This is a genomic window from Dehalococcoidia bacterium (assembly GCA_022451965.1).
In the GTDB taxonomy this organism is placed as follows: domain Bacteria; phylum Chloroflexota; class Dehalococcoidia; order Lucifugimonadales; family Lucifugimonadaceae; genus TMED-70.
The window spans coordinates 152,880-174,260 of the sequence record JAKUNJ010000005.1; the positions used below are offsets into that span (position 1 = coordinate 152,880).

General features: G+C 31.0%; 22 protein-coding genes. 20 read left to right on the plus strand and 2 right to left on the minus strand.

Features of this window, described 5'->3' with window-relative positions; all coding sequences use genetic code 11:
• Positions 1 to 3: 3 nt before the first annotated feature.
• On the plus strand, positions 4 to 3,258 hold the full coding sequence (gene carB, locus MK083_03815) for a carbamoyl-phosphate synthase large subunit (GenBank protein MCH2673580.1): 3,255 nt from the start codon (positions 4 to 6) through the stop codon (positions 3,256 to 3,258).
• 1 nt (position 3,259) lies between these two features.
• Here the strand turns inward: carB and MK083_03820 are convergent, their stop codons facing one another.
• Positions 3,260 to 4,084 (minus strand): L-histidine N(alpha)-methyltransferase, encoded by an 825-nt coding sequence (locus MK083_03820; GenBank protein MCH2673581.1) that lies wholly within the window; start codon positions 4,082 to 4,084, stop codon positions 3,260 to 3,262.
• 98 nt (positions 4,085 to 4,182) lie between these two features.
• On the opposite strand from MK083_03820, the gene modA reads away from it, so the two are divergent.
• The 18 genes from modA (at position 4,183) to MK083_03910 (ending at position 18,984) form a co-directional block, all read left to right on the plus strand.
• Positions 4,183 to 4,923 carry a molybdate ABC transporter substrate-binding protein gene (modA, locus tag MK083_03825; GenBank protein ID MCH2673582.1) on the plus strand — a complete coding sequence of 247 codons (741 nt, stop codon included), beginning with the start codon at positions 4,183 to 4,185 and terminating at the stop codon, positions 4,921 to 4,923.
• A complete protein-coding gene (locus MK083_03830) occupies positions 4,924 to 5,556 on the plus strand; it encodes an ABC transporter permease subunit (protein MCH2673583.1) in 633 nt (210 codons plus the stop codon).
• The gene (locus MK083_03835; protein ID MCH2673584.1) at positions 5,549 to 6,511 is read left to right on the plus strand and encodes an ATP-binding cassette domain-containing protein; all 963 of its coding nucleotides are present in this window, start codon (positions 5,549 to 5,551) and stop codon (positions 6,509 to 6,511) included. The genes MK083_03830 and MK083_03835 overlap by 8 nt, the downstream gene beginning before the upstream one ends.
• Complete coding sequence (pyrF, locus tag MK083_03840) at positions 6,508 to 7,320, plus strand: orotidine-5'-phosphate decarboxylase (GenBank protein ID MCH2673585.1); 813 nt, start codon at positions 6,508 to 6,510, stop codon at positions 7,318 to 7,320. Before MK083_03835 ends, pyrF begins: the two co-directional genes overlap by 4 nt.
• 49 nt (positions 7,321 to 7,369) lie before the next feature.
• Entirely contained in the window at positions 7,370 to 7,921 is a 552-nt protein-coding gene (locus tag MK083_03845; protein MCH2673586.1) for a bifunctional nuclease family protein, read from the plus strand.
• Complete coding sequence (locus MK083_03850; protein ID MCH2673587.1) at positions 7,914 to 8,150, plus strand: AtpZ/AtpI family protein; 237 nt, start codon at positions 7,914 to 7,916, stop codon at positions 8,148 to 8,150. Before MK083_03845 ends, MK083_03850 begins: the two co-directional genes overlap by 8 nt.
• An 18-nt stretch (positions 8,151 to 8,168) precedes the next feature.
• Entirely contained in the window at positions 8,169 to 9,431 is a 1,263-nt protein-coding gene (locus MK083_03855; GenBank protein MCH2673588.1) for a F0F1 ATP synthase subunit A, read from the plus strand.
• A 36-nt stretch (positions 9,432 to 9,467) separates the two neighbouring features.
• Positions 9,468 to 9,695 (plus strand): ATP synthase F0 subunit C, encoded by a 228-nt coding sequence (atpE, locus tag MK083_03860; protein MCH2673589.1) that lies wholly within the window; start codon positions 9,468 to 9,470, stop codon positions 9,693 to 9,695.
• A 62-nt stretch (positions 9,696 to 9,757) separates the two neighbouring features.
• Complete coding sequence (gene atpF / locus MK083_03865; GenBank protein ID MCH2673590.1) at positions 9,758 to 10,252, plus strand: F0F1 ATP synthase subunit B; 495 nt, start codon at positions 9,758 to 9,760, stop codon at positions 10,250 to 10,252.
• A 1-nt stretch (position 10,253) separates the two neighbouring features.
• Entirely contained in the window at positions 10,254 to 10,799 is a 546-nt protein-coding gene (atpH, locus tag MK083_03870) for an ATP synthase F1 subunit delta (GenBank protein ID MCH2673591.1), read from the plus strand.
• 15 nt (positions 10,800 to 10,814) lie between these two features.
• Positions 10,815 to 12,326 (plus strand): F0F1 ATP synthase subunit alpha, encoded by a 1,512-nt coding sequence (gene atpA, locus MK083_03875; GenBank protein MCH2673592.1) that lies wholly within the window; start codon positions 10,815 to 10,817, stop codon positions 12,324 to 12,326.
• A gap of 4 nt (positions 12,327 to 12,330) precedes the next feature.
• Complete coding sequence (atpG, locus tag MK083_03880; GenBank protein MCH2673593.1) at positions 12,331 to 13,194, plus strand: ATP synthase F1 subunit gamma; 864 nt, start codon at positions 12,331 to 12,333, stop codon at positions 13,192 to 13,194.
• 12 nt (positions 13,195 to 13,206) lie between these two features.
• The gene (gene atpD, locus MK083_03885; protein MCH2673594.1) at positions 13,207 to 14,625 is read left to right on the plus strand and encodes a F0F1 ATP synthase subunit beta; all 1,419 of its coding nucleotides are present in this window, start codon (positions 13,207 to 13,209) and stop codon (positions 14,623 to 14,625) included.
• Entirely contained in the window at positions 14,626 to 14,889 is a 264-nt protein-coding gene (gene atpC, locus MK083_03890; protein MCH2673595.1) for an ATP synthase F1 subunit epsilon, read from the plus strand.
• 375 nt (positions 14,890 to 15,264) lie between these two features.
• Complete coding sequence (locus MK083_03895; GenBank protein MCH2673596.1) at positions 15,265 to 15,708, plus strand: MerR family transcriptional regulator; 444 nt, start codon at positions 15,265 to 15,267, stop codon at positions 15,706 to 15,708.
• A 2-nt stretch (positions 15,709 to 15,710) separates the two neighbouring features.
• Positions 15,711 to 16,202 (plus strand): nucleotide exchange factor GrpE, encoded by a 492-nt coding sequence (locus tag MK083_03900; GenBank protein MCH2673597.1) that lies wholly within the window; start codon positions 15,711 to 15,713, stop codon positions 16,200 to 16,202.
• 24 nt (positions 16,203 to 16,226) lie between these two features.
• Complete coding sequence (gene dnaK, locus MK083_03905; protein MCH2673598.1) at positions 16,227 to 18,119, plus strand: molecular chaperone DnaK; 1,893 nt, start codon at positions 16,227 to 16,229, stop codon at positions 18,117 to 18,119.
• Between the two features lie 10 nt (positions 18,120 to 18,129).
• Entirely contained in the window at positions 18,130 to 18,984 is an 855-nt protein-coding gene (locus MK083_03910; protein MCH2673599.1) for a fumarylacetoacetate hydrolase family protein, read from the plus strand.
• Here the strand turns inward: MK083_03910 and pyk are convergent.
• On the minus strand, positions 18,981 to 20,402 hold the full coding sequence (pyk, locus tag MK083_03915) for a pyruvate kinase (GenBank protein ID MCH2673600.1): 1,422 nt from the start codon (positions 20,400 to 20,402) through the stop codon (positions 18,981 to 18,983). The two genes, MK083_03910 and pyk, sit on opposite strands and share 4 nt — an antisense overlap.
• Positions 20,403 to 20,512: 110 nt before the next feature.
• Here pyk and MK083_03920 point away from each other — a divergent pair, with 110 nt between their 5' ends.
• Positions 20,513 to 21,214, plus strand: a complete 702-nt coding sequence (locus MK083_03920; protein MCH2673601.1) for a hypothetical protein — start codon at positions 20,513 to 20,515, stop codon at positions 21,212 to 21,214.
• Positions 21,215 to 21,381 lie beyond the last annotated feature (167 nt).

Sequence of the window (21,381 nt, forward strand, 5' to 3'; positions counted from 1 at the left end):
TTAATGAACAAGACAGTTTTAGTTGTAGGGTCAGGCCCAATTATAATTGGACAAGCTGCTGAGTTTGATTATGCAGGAGCTCAAGCTTGTAAGTCACTTAGAGAAGAGGGCTATAGAGTTGTTCTTATAAATTCTAATCCAGCAACAATAATGACAGATACTGAAATGGCAGATCGAATATATATAGAACCAATTACTCCTGAAATTGTGGAAAAAATTATCAAGAAAGAAAAACCTTTTGGAATTTTGGGGACTTTAGGAGGACAAACAGGATTAAACTTAACATCTGAGTTAAATAATCTAGGAATATTAGATAAACATAACGTTGAAATACTTGGTACCGATATTAATTCTATTGAAACAGCTGAAGATAGGGATAAATTCAGGTCTTTTTTGTTGGATATAAATCAACCAACTCCTCCTTCTATAGCTGTAAATAATTTAGAGGATGCTAAAAAAGCAGCAATCAAAATCGGCTTTCCAGTTGTAATAAGGCCTGCTTATACATTAGGTGGAACAGGTGGTGGAATTGCCAAAAATGAAGAAGAATTATTAGATATTGCAAATCAAGGTATAAATTTATCAAGAGTTGGTCAGGTATTAGTAGAAAAATCTCTTGTAGGTTGGAAAGAAGTTGAATATGAAGTTATGAGAGATAACGCAGGAAATGTCATAACAATATGTAATATGGAAAATTTAGATCCTATGGGAGTACATACTGGAGATTCAATTGTTGTTGCCCCATCTCAAACGTTGAATGATAAAGAATATCAGATGTTAAGAACTGCGAGTCTAGAAATAATTTCTAAATTAGAAATAAAAGGAGGATGCAATGTTCAATTAGCACTAAAACCTTCACAAATAGTGAAAGATCAATTAGGGAATGACTTTAATAATGACCCAGACTACTACATAATTGAAGTAAATCCTAGGGTATCAAGATCTTCTGCTTTAGCATCAAAAGCTACTGGATATCCAATAGCTCGAATTGCATCAAAAATAGCTGTTGGGAAGAATTTAGATGAGATAACTAATCCTGTGACTGGAAAAACATTTTCTGTTTTTGAACCTTCTTTAGATTATTGTGTTGTAAAAATACCTAGATGGCCATTTGATAAATTTCCTGATGCAGATAGAACTTTAGGTACACAAATGAAAGCCACAGGGGAAGTTATGGGCATCGAAAGAACTTTTGAAGCAGCTCTTCTAAAGTCTATTAGATCATTAGAAAATAATAAACCAGATTTACTATCATCTCCTGATAATGAAAATACTAATTTGCCAATGGATGATAGATTATGGGATATCGCAAAGAGAATTAGAAACGGTTCGAATGCTTTGCTTGAAACCCAAAGAACATTTATAGATTACTGGTTTACAAATGCTATAGAAAAAATAATTGAGACTGAAAAGTTATTAATTGATAGCGATTTATCAAGTGAAATAATTCTTGATGCTAAAACTAAAGGATTTTCAGATAACTATATTGCAAAACTAAAGAAATGCAGTGAATCTGATATAAGAAAATTTAGAAAAGAAAATAGAATTATTCCAACTTATAAAATGGTTGATACTTGTGCTGCAGAATTTGAAGCTATCACTACTTATTTTTATAGCACTTATGAATTTGAAAATGAGGCAATTGCATTAGAAGGTGATAAAGCTATTGTTTTGGGCTCTGGTCCAATTAGAATTGGTCAAGGTATTGAATTTGATTATTGTTCTGTTCATGCATCTCGGAGTTTACTTGAAGATAATATTAAGTCCATACTAATAAACTCAAATCCAGAAACAGTGTCGACAGATTTTGACACTTCTTCAAGATTATATTTTGAACCACTAGATTCTGAAAGTGTTTTGGATATTATTGAAAATGAGTTTGATGGAAAGTCAAATATAAAATCTATGGTTCAATTTGGTGGTCAAACAGCTATTAATATGTCTCAAGTTTTAGGTCAATATAATATGCCAATTTTAGGATCTTCAGCAGAAGTTATAAATGATGCATCAGAAAGAGGAAGATTTGAGAATATAGCCAAGAAAGCGAATGTATTACAACCATCAGGGGCCGCAACTCGAAATTTAGATGATGCACTAAAAATCGCATCAAAAGTTTCATATCCAGTTATGGTTAGGCCATCATATGTTTTAGGCGGAAGAGCAATGGAAATAGTTCATTCAGAGAATGAATTAAAGAGATATTTTACTCGCGCCCAAAATTATGTTCCTGGTCAGACTATTTTAGTGGATCAATATATTTCAGGTATTGAAATAGAGATTGATGCTATTTGTGATGGAGATAATGTACTAATACCTGGAATTATGCAGCATGTTGAGAGAGCAGGTGTGCATTCTGGAGATAGTACAGCAGTTTATCCTGCTTATGATCTGTCAGAAAATGAAAAAAGCGAAATAGTTGAAGCAACCAAAAAACTAGGAATAACATTGGGAATCAAAGGTCTAATGAATATTCAGTTTATAGTCAAAAGGTCAAAAAAATCTTTCTTTGATAATAATTCACATAATAGTAATGACGAGAAATCAAAGCTATATGTTATTGAGGTAAATCCTCGATCTAGTAGAACCATACCATTTATTTCAAAAATAACTGGTATACCAATGATAAAACTTGCTGTAAAAGTAATGTATGGTAAAAAACTATTAGATCTTGGTTATGGTATAGATTTGGTACCAGAAAAAAAATTATTTGCGGTAAAATCACCAGTCTTTTCTATGTCAAAATTATCAGGAGTAGATACATATTTGGGTCCTGAAATGAAATCAACTGGTGAAGTTATGGGAATAGATGATAATTTACCAGACGCTATGAAAAAAGCAATGATTGCTTCGGGGTTAGAAGTAAATGAAAAGACAAGTTTTTTACTGTCTATTGCTGATAGAGATAAAGAAGATTCATTAGATTTTATCAAGAAATTAAAAGCTAATGGAAATACTATTTATGCAACTGAAGGAACTTATAATTTTCTAAAATCTAAAGGTTTTGACTCCATTAAGATTAACAAAATCCTTTCTGAATCACCAACTGTAATTGATATTATTAATGAAGGAAAAGTAGGAGCGGTTCTTAATACAGTTACTGGAAATAGAAATTCAATTCAAGATGGATATCATATAAGAAGAAAAGCTACAGAATTTTCAATTCCTTGCTATACTTCTATCGACACGGCTTATGCGACTATTATGAATAGTTCTTCAAAAAGTCTGAAGGTTAGTACCTTTGATGATTACTTAGATTGATTTATGCTTTTATAGCCCTGACAGACAACCAGTTTCTTGGTACTGTTGTGAGAGACATCTCACTAAATACTTCTTTGAGGGCTTTTTGCAAAGTTTTCTTACCTATATCTAAAGGTACCCCAGGTAGAACTCCTTCAATCCAATCTCTAAACTCACTTATGTAATGAAAACCATCTATTGGAACTTGATATGATTTAGCTTTTATGTGTTCGATTTTATAGCCTGTTTTTTCTAGTAGAGAAACATAATCTTCAGGTCTTAATTGTTGCCTTGAAGATACCTTTTCAGATTTCTTAGGTCTCATTTTGTGATCTTTACTTAAGAGTCTAAGTGACCTAAACATCCATTTTCTATAAAATTCATGAGACTCCTCAGGGTGCGAACCATCATAAAAAGAAGTATTAAATGCAAGTACACCTCTACTATTTAGTTTTCCACCAATGTCTTCAAGTAATTTTAATTTATTTGGTACGTAATGAATGGAATTACAATAGATCATTGCATCAGCTTTATCCCTAACAGCATCTGTAAGATTTTGAACTTCAGAATGAATAAATCTTACAATAGGACTATTTTCTAATTCAGATGCAGCAGTTTTGAGCGCACTTTTTGAGCTATCTACTGCATAAATTACAGAGTCTTTAGCTGATATTATTTTTTCTAAAATAAGTTTTGTAATATTGCCTGTCCCACAACCTAAATCAACTATTGATTTTTTATCATAAATATTGGCCAGCTCAATGAATTCAGAGTTAATTGAACTATAGAAGGGTAAATTTGCAAACGCATTAAATGCATATTGTTCACTTTGAGTTTGATTTGCCATTTTATAAATTAGTTATGTTTTATTAAAATATATTATAATTTCATATATTAATGTATCCCAAGTAGACTAAATTAATCAATATTTCAAACAAAGTATAGATGAAAATAAATCAACTGATAAAAATTCCATTAGTAATATTACTGACTTTATTTTTTATAATTTCATGTGATGAAGATAGTAAAATAATAATGGCTGCTGCATCTTTAGAAGAAATATTAAACGATCACAAAGATGAATTTATTAATAGTGAGCAAATTTATTTAAATTATGGAGGGTCATTGAGTCTAGCAAGAAGAATTGAAACTAACCAAAATAAAATAGGGGCAGTTATCTTTTCATCTAATGAATCATTTCAAGTCATAAAAGATATGAATATTATTAAAGAAGATTCAATTTCTACATTAGCATATAATTCACTAGTTATTGTTTCTTCTGAAAAAAAATTTAATTCCCTAGAAGATGTAAAAAGTTCTAGAAATAAATTATTAATTGCTGATCCAAAAGTTGCTCCCGCTGGCATTTACTCAAAGCAAGCTGTAGAAAAATTATTTGAATATGATTATATAAAAGAAAATATATTGACTTCAGGTGATGTAAGTTCTGTTTCTAATCTTATTAGGACTAACAAAAATATGTTTGGAATTGTTTACAAGACTGAAGCGGTAAAGAATAATCTTAATATTGTATTTAATATACCAAATAATTTTCACGATAAAATAGAATATAAAGTAGGTATTCTTAAATCAAATAAAAGCAAATACGTTGAAGAGTTTATTTTGACTTTGCAATCCAAAAAAAATCAAAATAACTTGAGAGAATTAGGATTTATAGTTAAGTAAATGGATATTATAGGAATAATTTTTACTACTCTCAAAATCACAATTTTATCTACACTAATCAGTTTTCTTTCATCTGTAATCCTATCTTTATTAGTGCTGAAGTATAGAAAAATTATTCTAATAGTTGATGTAATAACAACTTTACCACTTGCATTGCCCCCTGTACTAACTGGGTACTTCATAATATATATAAGTAACGGTTATCTTACTTTTAATTGGCTAGGGGGTAGCTTGGCTTGTGCAATAATTTCACTCCCACTTGTATATAGAACAATTTTTGTTTCTATTTCTTCTATTAATGCAAATATAGTAAATACCTCAAGAATTCTTGGTGCGAGTAGGATACAAACATTCTTTTTGGTAGTATTACCAACACTCAAAATTGGTATCTTTACTTCAATATTTTTAGGCTTTATAAGATCAATTTCAGAGTTTGGAGCAACTATGATCGTTTCTGGAAATATTTCAGGTGAAACACAAACACTTTCAACTGGTATTTACACTGCAATACTTAATGGTGATGATAATAGTCTATTTATTTTGACCTTATCTTCTATATTCTTGGCTCTATTTTCAATAATAATATTTAACATAATCAGAAGAAATCAAAAGGCTTTGAATTTTTATGAATAAAATAGATTTTAAACTAAAAATAAATTTACCTAATTTTACGCTTAGATCTGAATCTAATTTTTCTCAAGGCTTAAACTATATTTGGGGAAGATCCGGTCAGGGAAAATCTACTCTATTAAATTCAATATCAGGATTTATAAAAAACTGTGAGGGATTTATAAATGTTAATGATGAAATAATTTTTTCTTCTGAAAATAAAAAGTCTCTTCCTCCAGAAAAGCGGAAAATTTCATATGTTCAACAAAATGATCTACTTTTTAGTAACTTAACTGTTTATGAAAATCTTAAGTTTGGGTATCAATTTCTTAATGAGAAAGATAAAAAAATAACCCCAAATGAGTGTGCTAGTTATTTTAACGTAGAAGAATTATTAAATTTATACCCTAATGAATTATCAGGAGGACAAAAGCAGAGAGTATCATTAGCAAGAGCTTTTTCTCGAAATGCCGGAGTTGTTTTGCTAGATGAACCAATTAATTCTCTTGATGCTTTTTCAAGAAAAGATATCTTAGGAAAAATAGAAAAGATAACCAATGAACTAAATTTATGTTTATTATTTGTAACACATTACATAGAAGATATTTTCGAAATATCTAACGATATTTTGCTAGTGGAAAATGGAACTGCTAATAAAAAAATTAATAAAAAAGATATTTTTAATCATTGGGAAGAAGAAGATGTACTAAATCAAATAGTTGATAACGCAGAATTTGAAGGGAAATTTTTTAATTCAAACTCTGTTATGATTTCAAAAAAGAAATTTGATCATACCAATCACGGATTTTATTTTTCTGGAATAATTGATCAAATTATAAATAATAAAAATAATTCACTACTAAATATAGATTGTAAAAAAAATTACTTTATTTCAATTGATAACAAAATACTTAATAGTTTAGACTTATCTAAAGGTTCTCAAGTAGAATGCTTTGTTTATAAAAACTTAATCATATGAAATCTTTTAATGAAAATCTTCTAGATAATATAAAAAATAAAAAATCTTTTCTAATAGTTGGATTAGATCCTAATTTAGCTAAAATGCCCACAAAGAACATATATGATTTTAATCGAGAAATTATTGATAATACTTATGATTTAGTTGTTGGTTATAAACCTCAAATGGCTTTTTATGAATCTTATGGTTTTGATGGACTCAAGGCGCTAGAAAAGACCATAGACTATATAAAGAACTTACCAGAAAAAAAAATTATAATTGGTGATTGCAAAAGATCTGATATTGATTCAACCAGTGAAGCTTATTCTAAAGCAATGTTTGAATTTTGGGATTTTGATTCTGTAACTATTGTTCCTTACTTCGGAAGAGATGGAATATTACCTTTCATTAATAGATCAGACAAAGGTGTATTCATTGTATGCAGATCATCAAATAAATCAGCTGGTGAATTTCAAGACTTATTTTCTGAAAAAGAGCAACTAACTTTATACGAGAAAGTTGCACTAATATCTTCGGAGCTAAATATAAAAGATAATGTAGGTCTAGTAATGGGAGCAACTTATCCTAAAGAACTAGAAATTATAAGAAATTTAGTTCCTAGTCTACCTTTTCTGATACCAGGTATAGGTCATCAAAAGGGAGATTTAGCTGAAGTACTTAATAAGTCAATATTGGATAAACCCATAATATTATTAAATTCCTCTAGAGGAATAATTTATGCTTCATCTAAAATTGGAGATTACGGACAAAAGGCAAGGACTAAAGTTTTGGAAATAAATAATGAAATTTCTAAAATATATTCGTTTTAAGAGTCATAAAATTTATTGACCTAAATTCTAAATTATATATTCTATTATTATGGATGAAATGATAATAGACAGCTTAAAAATAAATACAATGGGGCAGAGAGTATTAATATTAAAGCAAAAAAAAGGCTCCTTATTTTTAGCTATTTGGATAGCTGCAGCTGAGGCAGATGCTATAGCAATAAGAATGCAGAAGGTAGAAATACCTAGACCCTTAACTCATGATTTGCTTTGCAATGCGATTGAAAAATCAGGTGGAAAAATAAAATCAGTTCAAATAGAAAAAGTTGATAATGGCACCTTCTATGGTTCAATATCAATTATTCAACAAAATTCTCAAAATAATGAATTGATTTTAGATTCTAGACCATCTGATGCTATGGTTATTGCTCTTAAATTAAATATCCCAATTCTCTGTGATAAATCTGTTTTGGAAAAAGCTGGGTTTAAAAAATCTAAACTTGATATTGATAATCCTATTGAATCGGATGCAATCTCTGAAGGTAATGTTGAAAAAGATAACTATTCACCATTAGGTGAAAAAGAAAGAAAGAGTCTTTCAGTATTTGAATCTTTTATTGATACCCTGGACATAGATGAGTAAAAAAATAAAACCTCATGAAACTTCAACAAAATTAATTTTTTCCACAATTTTTCTTGTCGGTAAATATTTAGGATTAGGCTGGATAATTATTACTCCTACTATAATCTTCACTTTTGGAGGTAATTTTTTGGATAATATGTTAAATCTTGGCTATTTAATGACCTTAATGGGTTTGATGATTGGGTTAATTATAGGTATTATTGGAACGGTTAGAATTTTAAAAAGTTAAATGTAATAAAGTATGTTTTTGAAACCAAAATTTATAATTATATTTTCTTCAATTTCTGTAATATTTGTTTTATCTGTTTTAGGTGGTGCTCTTGGAGCCAGTTTTGGCTTTGGATTTCTAGGCGGTCCGATGCCTTTCATTTCAATAGCGGCAGAATCTGTTTATAGTATTTCTTCTCCATTTTCATATAATCTAAAAAATTCAACAGTGATGCTTTGGATAGCTATGATAGTTTTGATAATAATTTCTTGGAGAGCTACAAGAAATATCAAAGAAATTCCATCAGGTCTTCAAAATATATTTGAATTACTATTCCAATTTTTTATCGATACTGCAGATGAAGCTGGTGGTAAAAAAGCAAGAAGATTTCTACCGGTTGTAATAACTATTTTTCTCGGAGTTCTGGCTTTCAACTGGATGGGAATTCTACCGGGTGTGGGTTCAATCGGTAAGGTAGAAACAATTGAAGAATGGGTCCACCATCATTCACATTCTGGTCATTGTTATGATGTTGCAAAAGGATCGGAAAATAAAAATATTGATAAGTATTTATTGGCTGAACTATGCGTATTAGAGGAAGATGCATCCCATGGGTTTGTTGTTTTTGACGATTTTAGTTCAATAAACTTAATGCCTTTAGGTAGAGGAGAATCAACTAGAGCTCCTCTGCATTCAATTGGTGACTACGAAGTTCAAAATATAATTGATATTAAGAAGAAAATCACAGCAGGTACTAAACCTGAAGATGTACAAGAACTGACAATAATTAGAGAAAATATAAAGAATGGTAAAGTATTGAAACTTTACAAAAATCCTGACGATGGAAGTATTAGCCCTAATTCTTATCTAGGAAAGAAAACAGGAGAACTGATTCCATTTTTTAGAGGGGCATCTACTGATGTAAATACAACTCTTGCAATAGCGATTTTTTCTATGATTGCTATTCAATTTTGGGGATTTTCATCATTAGGGTTTTCTGGTTACGGAGGTAAATTTATCAATTTTTCTCACGGACCAATAAATGCCTTTGTTGGCATTTTAGAATTATTTGGAGAATTTGCTAAAACTATAAGTTTTACTTTTAGGCTTTTTGGAAATATGTTTGCAGGAGAAATAGTTTTAATATCCATGGGATTTTTACTTCCTCTCATAGGGATGATTCCTTTTATGGGATTAGAGCTTTTTGTCGGAGTAATCCAAGCATTTATATTTTCGATGTTAACATTAGTTTTTGGTGTGATGGCAATTACCTCACACTCAGAGCATGAGGAGCATGAATAGCAAGTTTTAAAAAAAAACAAATGAAGGGAGCATGAAATGGCAAGTGAATATCAACCAATTGGAGCAGCATTATCCATGGGACTGGGAGCGATAGGTTCAGCATTAGGTATAGGAATGCTAGCTAATGGAGCTTTACAATCTCTAGGAAGAAATCCTGAGGCAAGAGGTCCAATTCAACAGAGTATGATTTTAGCTATTGCTTTTACAGAAGCTATAGCAATTTATTCTCTTGTTGTAGCCATATTAATATTATTTGTACTGTAAATTATTTTTTTTACTATAAAGTTTTCAGCTGATTCTATCAGCTGAAAAAGGAGAATAAAAATATGGATGCATTAGGTATAAACTTATCAGGGTTGATAACCCAACTACTTAGTTTTACTGTTTTATTTTTAATACTAAGAAAGTTGCTCTTTGGCCCTATAAGTTCTGTTTTACAAAGTAGAGCTACAAAAATTCAAGAAAGTCTTGAAGCCGCAGAAAGAGTTAAAAATGAAGCTGATGAATCTGCCGAGAAATTAGAAAAAGAAATCAATTTAGCTAGGCAAGAAGGTCAAAAGCTAATAAGTGACGCTAGGGAAGCGGCTGAAAAGTTTAAAGAGCAAGAAATGAATAAAGCTCAAAAAGAATCACAAGAAATTATTGATAAAGCGAATAAAGCTATTGAAAAAGAGAAAGATCTTGCAATTCAGTCTGTTAGAAAAGAATTTTCTTCTCTAGTTATTTCTGCAGCATCAAAGGTAGTAGATAAATCAATTGATGAAAAAGATCATAAAAAAATAATAGATAGCGCTTTAGAGGAAGAAATAAAAAAGAATTAATATGGTAAGTTCAGTAGTCAAAAGATATGGAAAAGCAATATTAGAAATTGCATTAGAATCTAAAAAAATTGATAGTTGGATAAAAAATTTTGAAGATTCTGAAGAAATAATTCTAGACGAGGATTTATTTTCTTTCTTAAGCTCTCCTCAGGTTCCTATTTCAGAGAAATTAAATTCAATTGACACTCTGATGAATGATTATGAGACTTTATTTATTAATTTTTTGAAAGTTTTAATAATTAGGTCGCAAGTTGAGCTTTTCTTGCCTATAAAGGAAGAGTTCTTTGATCAGAATAAGATCCTTGAGGGCAAAGTTTTAGCAAATATAACAACTTCTGTGAAATTAGATAGGACTCAAAAAGACTTATTGACCAAGAAAATATGTGATATTTTTGAAGTAAATGAAGTCGAAATAATTGAGCATAAAGATGAGTCAATAATTGGAGGATTCATAATCAAGGTTGGAGATACAATAATTGATTCATCAACAAAAAATAAACTTAATGGATTAGAAAAATATTTATTAAGATCAACGACATTAAAGTAATAATGGAGAAATATTATGTCACCAAATAGTCAAGATATAGCATCAATAATTAAAAAACAAATTGAGGAATTTGGAGGGGACTTCTCAATGGTAGATATTGGAACCGTTGTAGAAGCAGGAGATGGTGTTGTCAGGATTCATGGATTATCAGGGGTTAAAGTCAATGAATTACTTCAATTTCCAAATGATATTATTGGCCTAGCCCTAAATCTAGAGGAAGATAGTGTAGGAGCAGTTATACTTGGTGATTATCTTGGAATTAAGGAAGGTGATGAAGTGCGTTCAACTGGAAGAATAGTTGAAGTGCCGGTCGGAGAAAATTTACTAGGTAGGGTAGTTGATCCATTAGGAAGACCTCTAGATGGGAAAGGTGATATAGATACATCAGATTCACTGCCTGTTGAAAAAATAGCAGCAGGTGTTGTTGAAAGGAAGTCAATTGATCAACCTGTTCAATTTGGTCTAAAAATTGTTGATGCCATGGTACCAGTTGGAAGAGGTCAAAGAGAACTTGTTATCGGAGATAGAACTACTGGAAAAACCTCTTTATGTGTTGATGCATTAATCAATCAGAAAGATTCAGATATTATTGGAATTTATGTTGCTATAGGTCAAAAAGCTTCAAAGGTTTCTCAAGTTGTTACAAGATTTGAAGAACAAGGAGCTTTGGAAAATACAATTATTGTTACCGCTAACGCATCAGACTCTGCAGCATTACAATATCTTGCTCCATATGCTGGAGTGACTATGGCTGAGTACTTTATGTCTCAAGGAAAAGATGTCTTGATAGTTTATGATGACTTGAGTAAACATGCATGGGCATATAGGCAAATGTCACTTCTGCTTAGAAGGCCTCCAGGTAGAGAAGCATATCCAGGAGATGTTTTTTATCTTCACTCAAGATTACTTGAAAGAGCAGCTAAATTAGATGAAAAATATGGAGGTGGATCTATAACTGCATTGCCTATTATTGAAACTCAAGCAGGTGATGTTTCAGGTTACATCCCTACAAATGTTATATCTATTACTGATGGGCAACTATATTTAGAACCAGACTTGTTTAACTCAGGTGTAAGGCCTGCAGTTAACGCTGGATTATCAGTAACTAGAGTTGGATCATCTGCACAGAGAAAAGCAATGAAAGAAGTTTCAGGCTCATTAAAAGGTGAGATGGCGCAGTATGATTCCTTAAAAACTTTTGCTCAGTTTGGTACTGATGATTTGGATGCTATTACAAAACAACAACTGGCTCGTGGAGAAAGATTAACAGAACTTCTTAAACAAAATGAAAATCAACCACTATCATTTGAAAATCAGGTATCAATTTTCTATGCTGCTAACCAAGGAGCACTTGATGATGTTGAAATAGACCAAATTCCGGATTTTGAAAATCAATGGTATGATTTTGTATCTGCAAATTTACCAGAGGTTATGAAAAGTATATCTGAAGAAGGTGAACTTTCTGATTCATCCAAAAAGAGCTTAGATGATGCACTAAAGACATTCAAAGGAACATTTGGGAAGTAGTTAAATGCCAAGTACTAAAGAATTAAGAGCAAGAATCAGATCGGTTAGTAACACTTCAAAGGTTACTGGAGCTATGCAACTTATAGCAGCTTCAAAAATGAGAAGAGCTCAGCAGAATGTATTAAAAGGTAAGAAATATTCAGAAACTCTTCATAAACTTCTTATGAATTTATCAAGTTCTCTTGATCAAGATCAAAGTAATATTCCCTTGCTAGAAAAGCGTGAGGTAAAGAATAAGCTCATGATTCTAATCACTCCTGAAAGAGGTTTAGCGGGAGCATTAGTAGGAAATATTACCAGAAAAGCTTTTGAAATAATTAGTTCATCTGATGTAAAGTATAGTATCTTATCTGTTGGTAAAAAAGGCTACAGATTTGTTAATTCTAGAGGTCAAAAAATTTTAGAGCAACTAGAAATTCCAGATAGACCAGAAATTAGTGATACATATAAGATATCTGAAATTGCAATTGATGGTTTCATTGATGGTAAATGGGATCAAGTTGATATAGTTTTTAGTGAATTTTTCACGACAACATCGCAAATTCCTAAATCTCAAACAATTTTACCAATCAAAAATGATTCAGATGATGAAATCAATGAAAACCTTGATTATATTTATGAACCTTCATCATATGAAGTTCTATTTGATCTAACTCCAAAATATGTTAGATCTCAAATTTATCAATCTATTTTGGAAGCTTTTGCTAGTGAACATTCTGCAAGAATGGTTGCAATGCAAAATGCAACCGATAATGCAAATGAATTAATAGGTCAACTTACATTAGACCTAAACAAAGCAAGGCAAGAAACTATAACTGCAGAATTATTAGATCTAATAGGTGGAATTTCTGCATTAGAAGGCAAATAAAGGAGATTTACTATGGCTAAAGGTGATAAAGGAAAAGTTGTACAAGTTATTGGAACTGTTGTGGACGTTGAGTTCGACCAAAATCAGCTTCCTGAAATTTTTCACGCACTTGAACTTGAAAACGAAGGTGAAAGATTAGTTTTAGAAGTTGAACAGCATGTAGGTAACTCTTGGGCTAGATGCCTTGCTCTAGGTCCAACTGAAGGCTTATCAAGAGGAGTAGAAGTTCTTGATACTGGTGCGCCTGTTTCTGTTCCTGTGGGAAAAGATTCTCTTGGAAGATTATTTAATGTAATTGGTGACCCTATAGATGATGGAGAGCCTATAAATAAGGAAGCAATAAGGTGGCCAATTCACAGAAAAGCACCAGATTTTGATCAACAATCGGGTTCTGTTGAAGTTCTAGAAACAGGTATAAAAGTCTTAGATCTTATAACTCCTTTTGCAAAAGGTGGAAAGATTGGAGCATATGGCGGTGCAGGAGTTGGTAAAACTGTAATTATTACAGAATTGATAAGAAATATTGCTCAAGAGCACTCTGGTGTTTCCGTATTTGCCGGAGTGGGAGAAAGATCGAGAGAAGGTAATGATCTTTATCATGAGATGCAAGATTATGGTGTTCTAAATTCAACTGCGCTTGTATTCGGTCAAATGAATGAGCCTCCTGGAACTCGTGCTAGAATAGCTCTTACAGGTTTAACTATGGCAGAGTATTTTAGAGATGAACAAAAACAAGACGTTTTGCTCTTCGTTGATAATATATATAGATATATTCTTGCTGGTATGGAAGTTTCTGCTTTACTAGGTCGAATGCCTTCAGCTGTTGGTTACCAACCAACTCTATCAACTGAAATGGGAGATCTTGAAGAAAGAATAACTACTACTGTAAATGGTTCAATTACTTCTTTTCAAGCAGTTTATGTTCCTGCAGATGACTACACAGATCCTGGAATTGTTACAACATTTGGTCACTTAGATGCAAATGTTTCTTTAGATAGATCTCTCGCAGCTCAATTTTTATTTCCAGCAGTAGATCCTCTAGCTTCTAATTCTAGAATAATGGAACCAGCAATTGTTGGAGAAGATCATTACAATGCAGCAAGAGGAGTCCAACAAGTTCTACAAAGATATAAAGATCTCCAAGACGTTATAGCTATTTTAGGAATAGATGAATTGTCAGAAGAAGATCAAATAATAGTTGCAAGAGCAAGAAAAATACAAAGATTTCTAACTCAACCCTTCTTTGTAGGAGAAGTTTTTACAGGAATTCCAGGAAAATATGTACCTGTAGCTGACACCGTAAGAGGATTTTTAGAAATTATTGATGGAAAACATGACGATCTGCCAGAACAAGCGTTTTATATGGTTGGAGGTATAGAAGAAGCTGTAGCTAAAGCTGAAGAAATGAATAAGCAAATAGAAAGTAAATAGATGGCAAATAATCTCAATGTAAATATAGTGTCTCCTTCAGGAGAAGTTTTTTCGGGTGAAGCTAAAAGTGTTCAGGTACCCGGCTCGCTAGGCCAAATGACAATATTACCCAGCCACGCCGCGATTCTTTCAACTTTGAATAAAGGGAAAATTTCTGTGACAAGTGAAATAGATAAAGTTACGGATTTCGAAATTGATTCAGGGTTTATTGAGAATTCAAATGATACATTGACAATAATAATAGAAAAGCTAGCTAATATATAACTATATTATTTGTTAAGCAACCTTGCTTGATTGTAATTTTTTCAATAAGCCTAAAGCTTCTACCTTAGTAATTTCTCGGCTACATTGTATACAAGTAAGATGATATTTTCCTTGCGAGTCTGTGTTTATTTCAACGTCCCCTTTTGCTTTGCATGGGCAGCACTTAGAATAAATCACTTGTACTCCTTTATTTAAAATTTAATATTTTCAAAAGATATAATAACTTCATTTATCGTAATAAGTCAAGCATAATAATAATTTAATCGTTAACAAAATGTAAACAATAATTTTTTTTATGTTTATTTGAACGAAATCAATTCTTATATAATTGACATGATGCGTGTTAACTATTATTATGTAACTTAAGGGAGTTTTATGATTAGTAATAGAGGTTGGATAATTTCTAAAACTGTTTCAATTTCAACTAAGCAAGATCAAAGTTTTGAAAGTGAACAATTTAATTACGACCCTGTTCTAGGAGTTTATACAATTAGTGTTGCTTCTGAACTTATATCTATGCATCCAAATACTCTCAGAAAATATGATAGAAATGGTATAGTTAAACCTTCAAGAACTGATGGGAAACGTAGATTGTATTCCGAAAATGATCTTCTTAGGTTGCAAATTGTAAAATTGTTAACAGAAAAATATGGATTAAACCTAGAAGGTGCTAAATTAGTTTTAGCATTGTCAATGAAAATTAAGGAAGTTGTAAATTTACTTGAGCAGGGAGTAAGTAACCAAGTCTATAAGAATTCTGCAAAAGTTGCCTCTAAAGAATTAAGAAAACTTTTTTTAGATTTAGGGATAAAAATATAATTATGGCTAAGAAAATTAAAGAATTAGAAGATGAAATATCTCAACTTATTTCTGAAAAAGATAAATACTTAAACATTGCTCAAAGAGCACAAGCAGACTTAGTGAACTTTAGAAAAAAATCATCTCAAGACCTTATAGAATCTGAAGAACGTTCTTACAGAAAAATTTTTCATCAGCTTATACTAGTACTTGATCAATTCACTATTGCCATGTCAGCAAAAGTTAATACAAAAACCTATAAATCCTGGAAAGAAGGAATAGGATCTATAAATAGAAATTTTATTTCTATGCTTTCAAGTTTTGATATGACTGAAATACATTATGAATCAGGCGATATATTTGATCCAAATATACATGAAGCTATTTCAAGAGTTGATTCAGAAAATCATAAAGATGGAGAAATTGTTAGAGAAATATCCCCTGGTTATAAGCACAAAGATTATCTCTTGAGGCCAATATTAGTTGAGATAGCAATAAATAAGAAAAATAAATAATATAAATAATATAAAGGAATAATAATGTCAAAAGTAATTGGAATTGATTTAGGTACAACAAATTCAGCGATGGCTGTAATGGATTCAGGAGAACCTTCTGTAATTGAAAATAATGAAGGAAAAAGAACCACTCCTTCAGTTGTTGCATTAAACACAAAATCTAACGAAAGATTTGTCGGTGAAACAGCAAAAAGACAGTCAATAACAAACCCAGAAAATACAGTTTATTCAGCCAAAAGATTTATGGGAAGAAGATTTAACGACGGAGATCTTAAAAAAGAAATTTCTAGAGTATCTTATGGCATTAATAAAAGAGGAAATGGAGACGTTGGTATAAAGTTAGGTGAGAAAGATCATGCCCCAGCCGAAATTTCTGCGATGGTTCTTAGAAAACTTAAGGAAGATGCTGAAAATAAGTTAGGTGAAAAGGTTGATCAAGCGGTTATTACAGTTCCTGCTTATTTCAATGATTCTCAAAGAGAAGCTACCAAAGTTGCTGGCCAAATTGCAGGATTAGAAGTACTAAGAATTATTAATGAGCCAACTGCTGCTTCACTTGCTTACGGACTTGATAAAGAAGGTGATAGAACTATAGCAGTTTATGATCTAGGTGGAGGAACATTTGATGTTACAATATTGCAACTTGGAGAAGGTGTATTTGAAGTCAAATCTACCAATGGAGATACTCAATTAGGAGGCGATGATTTTGATAACACATTAGTAGATTTTATTTGTGATGACTTTCAGAGTGAAAATGGTATAGATCTTAAAAAAGATGCTGCAGCACTACAAAGAATTAGGGTTGAAGCCGAAAGATCTAAGATTGAATTATCATCATTAAATCAAACTGAAATTAATCTTCCTTTTATTTCAGCTGACTCAAATGGTCCAAAACATCTTCAGATGACTCTATCTAGATCCAAGTTAGAAGAACTTACTACAACTTTAGTCGAAAAAACAGTAAAACCAACTCTTAATGCACTTAAGGATGCTGGTGTGAAACCTGAAGAAATAAATGAAGTTGTTCTTGTTGGTGGAATGACTAGGATGCCATTAGTTGCTGAAAAAGTTAAGGAATTATTCAAAAAAGAACCTAATAAAACAATTAATCCTGACGAAGTAGTAGCTTTAGGTGCAGCTATTCAAGCAGGGGTATTGCAAGGCGATGTTAAGGATGTTCTTTTACTAGATGTAACTCCTCTAACATTAGGCATAGAAACCCTTGGAGGGGTTAAGACTCCATTGATTGAAAGAAATACCACTATCCCAACATCAAAAACTGAAACATTCACAACAGCTGCTGATAATCAACCTAGTGTAGAAATTCATGTTGTTCAAGGTGAAAGAGATATGGCTAATGATAATGTTTCAATAGGAAGATTTTCCTTAGATGGAATCCAACCTGCCCCTAGAGGAATTCCTCAAATAGATGTAACTTTCGATATTGATGCTGATGGTATAGTAACTGTTAAAGCCAAAGATAGAGCAACTAATAAGGAACAACAAATTACAATAACTGGAAGATCAGGAATGTCTGATGATGAAATAGATAAGATAGTCAAAGATGCTGAAAAAAATGCTGAAGAAGATAAAAAATTAAGATCAAAAATTGAAGCAAAAAATTCATCAGAAGCAGTTATTTATCAGGCCGAAAAATTAATATCTGAAAATTCAGACAAAGTTCCGGAAAATATAACCGCTGACTTGCAAACAGAAATAGATAACCTGAAATCAATAATTTCTAATGAAGAATCTGAAGCAGAAGTAATCAATGAAGGATTAGAAAAATTGAATGTTGCTTTGCAAGCATTTGGACAAAATTTACCACAACAGGAAAATAATGATACTAACCCTCCAAATGATAGTGACAATCCAAGTGATGATGATACTGTTGATGGAGAATACAAAGAAGTATAGAGGGTATAAGATGAAAATTTATCAAATAGATGAAAAAGTTGTTGTAGATGATGGAGAAAAAATAAGTGATATTACAAAATTAAGACCTTCTATAAAATCGTCCTTAGATTTAATTAAAGTTGCTCTGAGTAATGATATAACTGTTTCTGAGTATATTAGAAAAACTATAACTAAAAATAAGGAAAATTTATCTAAGTCCGAACTTATTAATGCAAGAATCCCTATAGATTCACCAGAAACTTGGGCTTTTGGTGTAACTTATGAAGATTCAATGAAAGAAAGGCAAGCTGAATCTGATACACCTGATGTTTATGGAAAAGTTTATGTAGCTGATAGGCCTGAAGCCTTTTTCAAAAGTACCCTTGCAAGATTGAAGGGCCCAAATGATAAAGTTGGAATTAGATTAGATTCAACTTGGGATGTGCCTGAGCCAGAGTTAACTTTTATTATTTATCAAGGAAAAATTATTGGTTTTACAGTTGGTAATGATATGTCTAGTAGGTCAATTGAGGGTGCAAATCCTCTCTATATACCTCAAGCCAAAATATTTAATAATTCTGCATCAATAGGACCTTGCTGGGTTCCTATTGAATTGATTGATTATAATAACCTAAAAGTAGAGATGATTATTACAAGGATTTCAGAAAAAGTCTTTTCAGGATCAGGTAGTACTAGCTTAATGAAAAGAAAGTGTGATGAGTTAAATGATTGGCTTCATAGAAGTAATGACATACCAGACGGAACAACTGTTATGACGGGTACAGGAACAATACCACCTGAAGACTTTACTTTGCAAGAAGGAGATGAAATCTCTATCACAATAGAAAATATTGGAACATTAGTAAACAAAGTTATTAAGGTTTAATTTATTGTTATAACTCTTATTAGGTTTGTGTTTCCCTTAAATCCTATTGGTAAACCTGCAACAACAACTATAGTATCTCCTATTGAAGCAAGTTTTTCCTCTAATACAAAGTTTTCTGAGAAAGTGAACATATCTTCAATATGATCAAAGCTTTCTACATTTATTGTATTAACTCCCCATCTTAAGCCTAGATTTATTGCTGCATTACTATCAGGAGATATAGCAACTACTGGCTGAGAAGGTCTATATGCTGCGACTCGAGCTGCTGTAGAACCAGATTCAGTAAATGCAACTATTAATTTTGCATCTAATTGATCAGCTATATTTGCTGCACCATAGGCTATTAATTCATCAATGATTTTTTTATTATTTGAATCTACTTGATTTAATTTTATACCTCTTAAAGTTTTGTGATTTATATCCTTTTCAGCAATTGTTGAAATTTCTCTCATAAAATCAACGGCTCTAATAGGATATTTACCTATAGAGGTTTCACCAGATAGCATAATGGCATCTGATCCATCTAAAACGGCATTATGAACGTCTGTAGACTCAGCTCTTGTGGGTTGAGGATTTTCAGTCATAGATTCTAGCATTTGAGTTGCAGTAATAACTTCTTTTCCTTTTTGATTACATAAATTTATAATAAATTTCTGAGCTGCTGGAACTTGAGAAATTGGTAAATGAACCCCAAGGTCTCCTCTCGCAACCATTATAGAATCGGAGTGATCTATTATTTCCTCTAAATTATCTAAAGCTAATTGTAGTTCAATTTTAGAAATTATCTTTAGATTTTTATCTTTAATTTTTTCCTTTACTCTAATTATGTCTTTGACATTTCTTACATAAGATAAACCTAAGTAATCGATATCATTCGAATTTACAAAATTAATTGCATTTTGAGTCTCTTCTGTAAAATAGTCTAATTTTGAAGGTAATCCTCTTGGTACAACAGCTTTATTACTAGTTATTTTTCCAGCTAATTGAACCTTTGTTTTAATTATTGTTTTATTTATCTCAGTGATCTCAAGTTCTACTGCTCCATCATCAACAAGAAGAACAGCTCCGTTCTTTACATCTTCATGTAATCCTGGTGGCCAGACTGATAATTCATCTTTATTCGAGTTACCGCAATTAAGGAATAATTCATCATCAATGTTTAAATCTAATGAATTATTCTTAATTTCTCCTAATCTATACTTAGGTCCAGGAAGATCAGCTAGGATAGGTATAGGGGAATCTAATTTTTTTGAAACATTTCTTATATTTGAAATTATATTGAGATGATCTAGTTCCTTTCCGTGAGAAAGATTAATTCTTGCTACATTCATACCTGACTTAATCAATTCTTCAATTATTTCAATTGAATCTGATGATGGACCGATGGTACAAACAATTTTAGTTTTTTGTAAATTCATTAAGATTTCCTTATTATCCTTAAAACCTTAAAATCTTTAAGAAATTAGAATTTGGTTTATCTCTTATGTTTCGTATTATATATTATAGAGAAAACACTACCATATAAATTGTGTCTGAAGAAAATATAAAATACTTTGAAATACAGAAATATGATACGGAAATAATATCATATAAAAATACTATTTCCTCAATCGATAAAAAATTGAGTGATAGACTTGGAATTTCAAATTATAAGAATAAACTAATGATAATAAAAGAAAAAATTGATGAACAAGAAAAAATTCAGAAAAAAATATTAAATTCAATTAAAGAAAATGAAGATTCTATTAATGCCATCAATTCAACAATTTATTCAGGAAAAATTAGAAATACTAAAGAATTAGAAGCCCTCGAAATTGAATTAAAAACAAAGTCAGAATTTATATCAAATATTCTGCCTAAAAAAGATATTGTTTCTGATAATCTTACTAAACTTTTTGAATTAAGAGACAATACTGAACTTAAGATTATAGATATTGAAGATAAGTGGGTTTCAGAAGAAAAAAAATTGATTGATGACAAAGAAAATCTTTCTCAAAAAATAGCAGCAAACCTAAGTGCAAAAAATTCCTTATACAGAAATCTAGATAAAAATATACTTAATCTCTATGAAAATTTCTTTTCTAAAAGTGGAAATATAGGTATTGGAAAATTAGAAAATAATAAATGTTCTTCTTGTAAAATTGAACTACCTAATGCATTTGTTGAAAAAATTAAGTCTTCAGATAAACCAATAATCTGTAATTGTGGAAAATCCTTACTAACGGAGTAGAAATTTTGAAATGTCTAGCATTACTAAGAGATTTAAGTAATACCGAAGAAAAAAATAAAGTAATAGATTTTTGTAAATATGAGAAATTAGATATAGATATTTTTTCAGAAAAATATGATTTTGAAGAAATTATTTCTATAATTGAAATAGATAATATTTTTAAAATT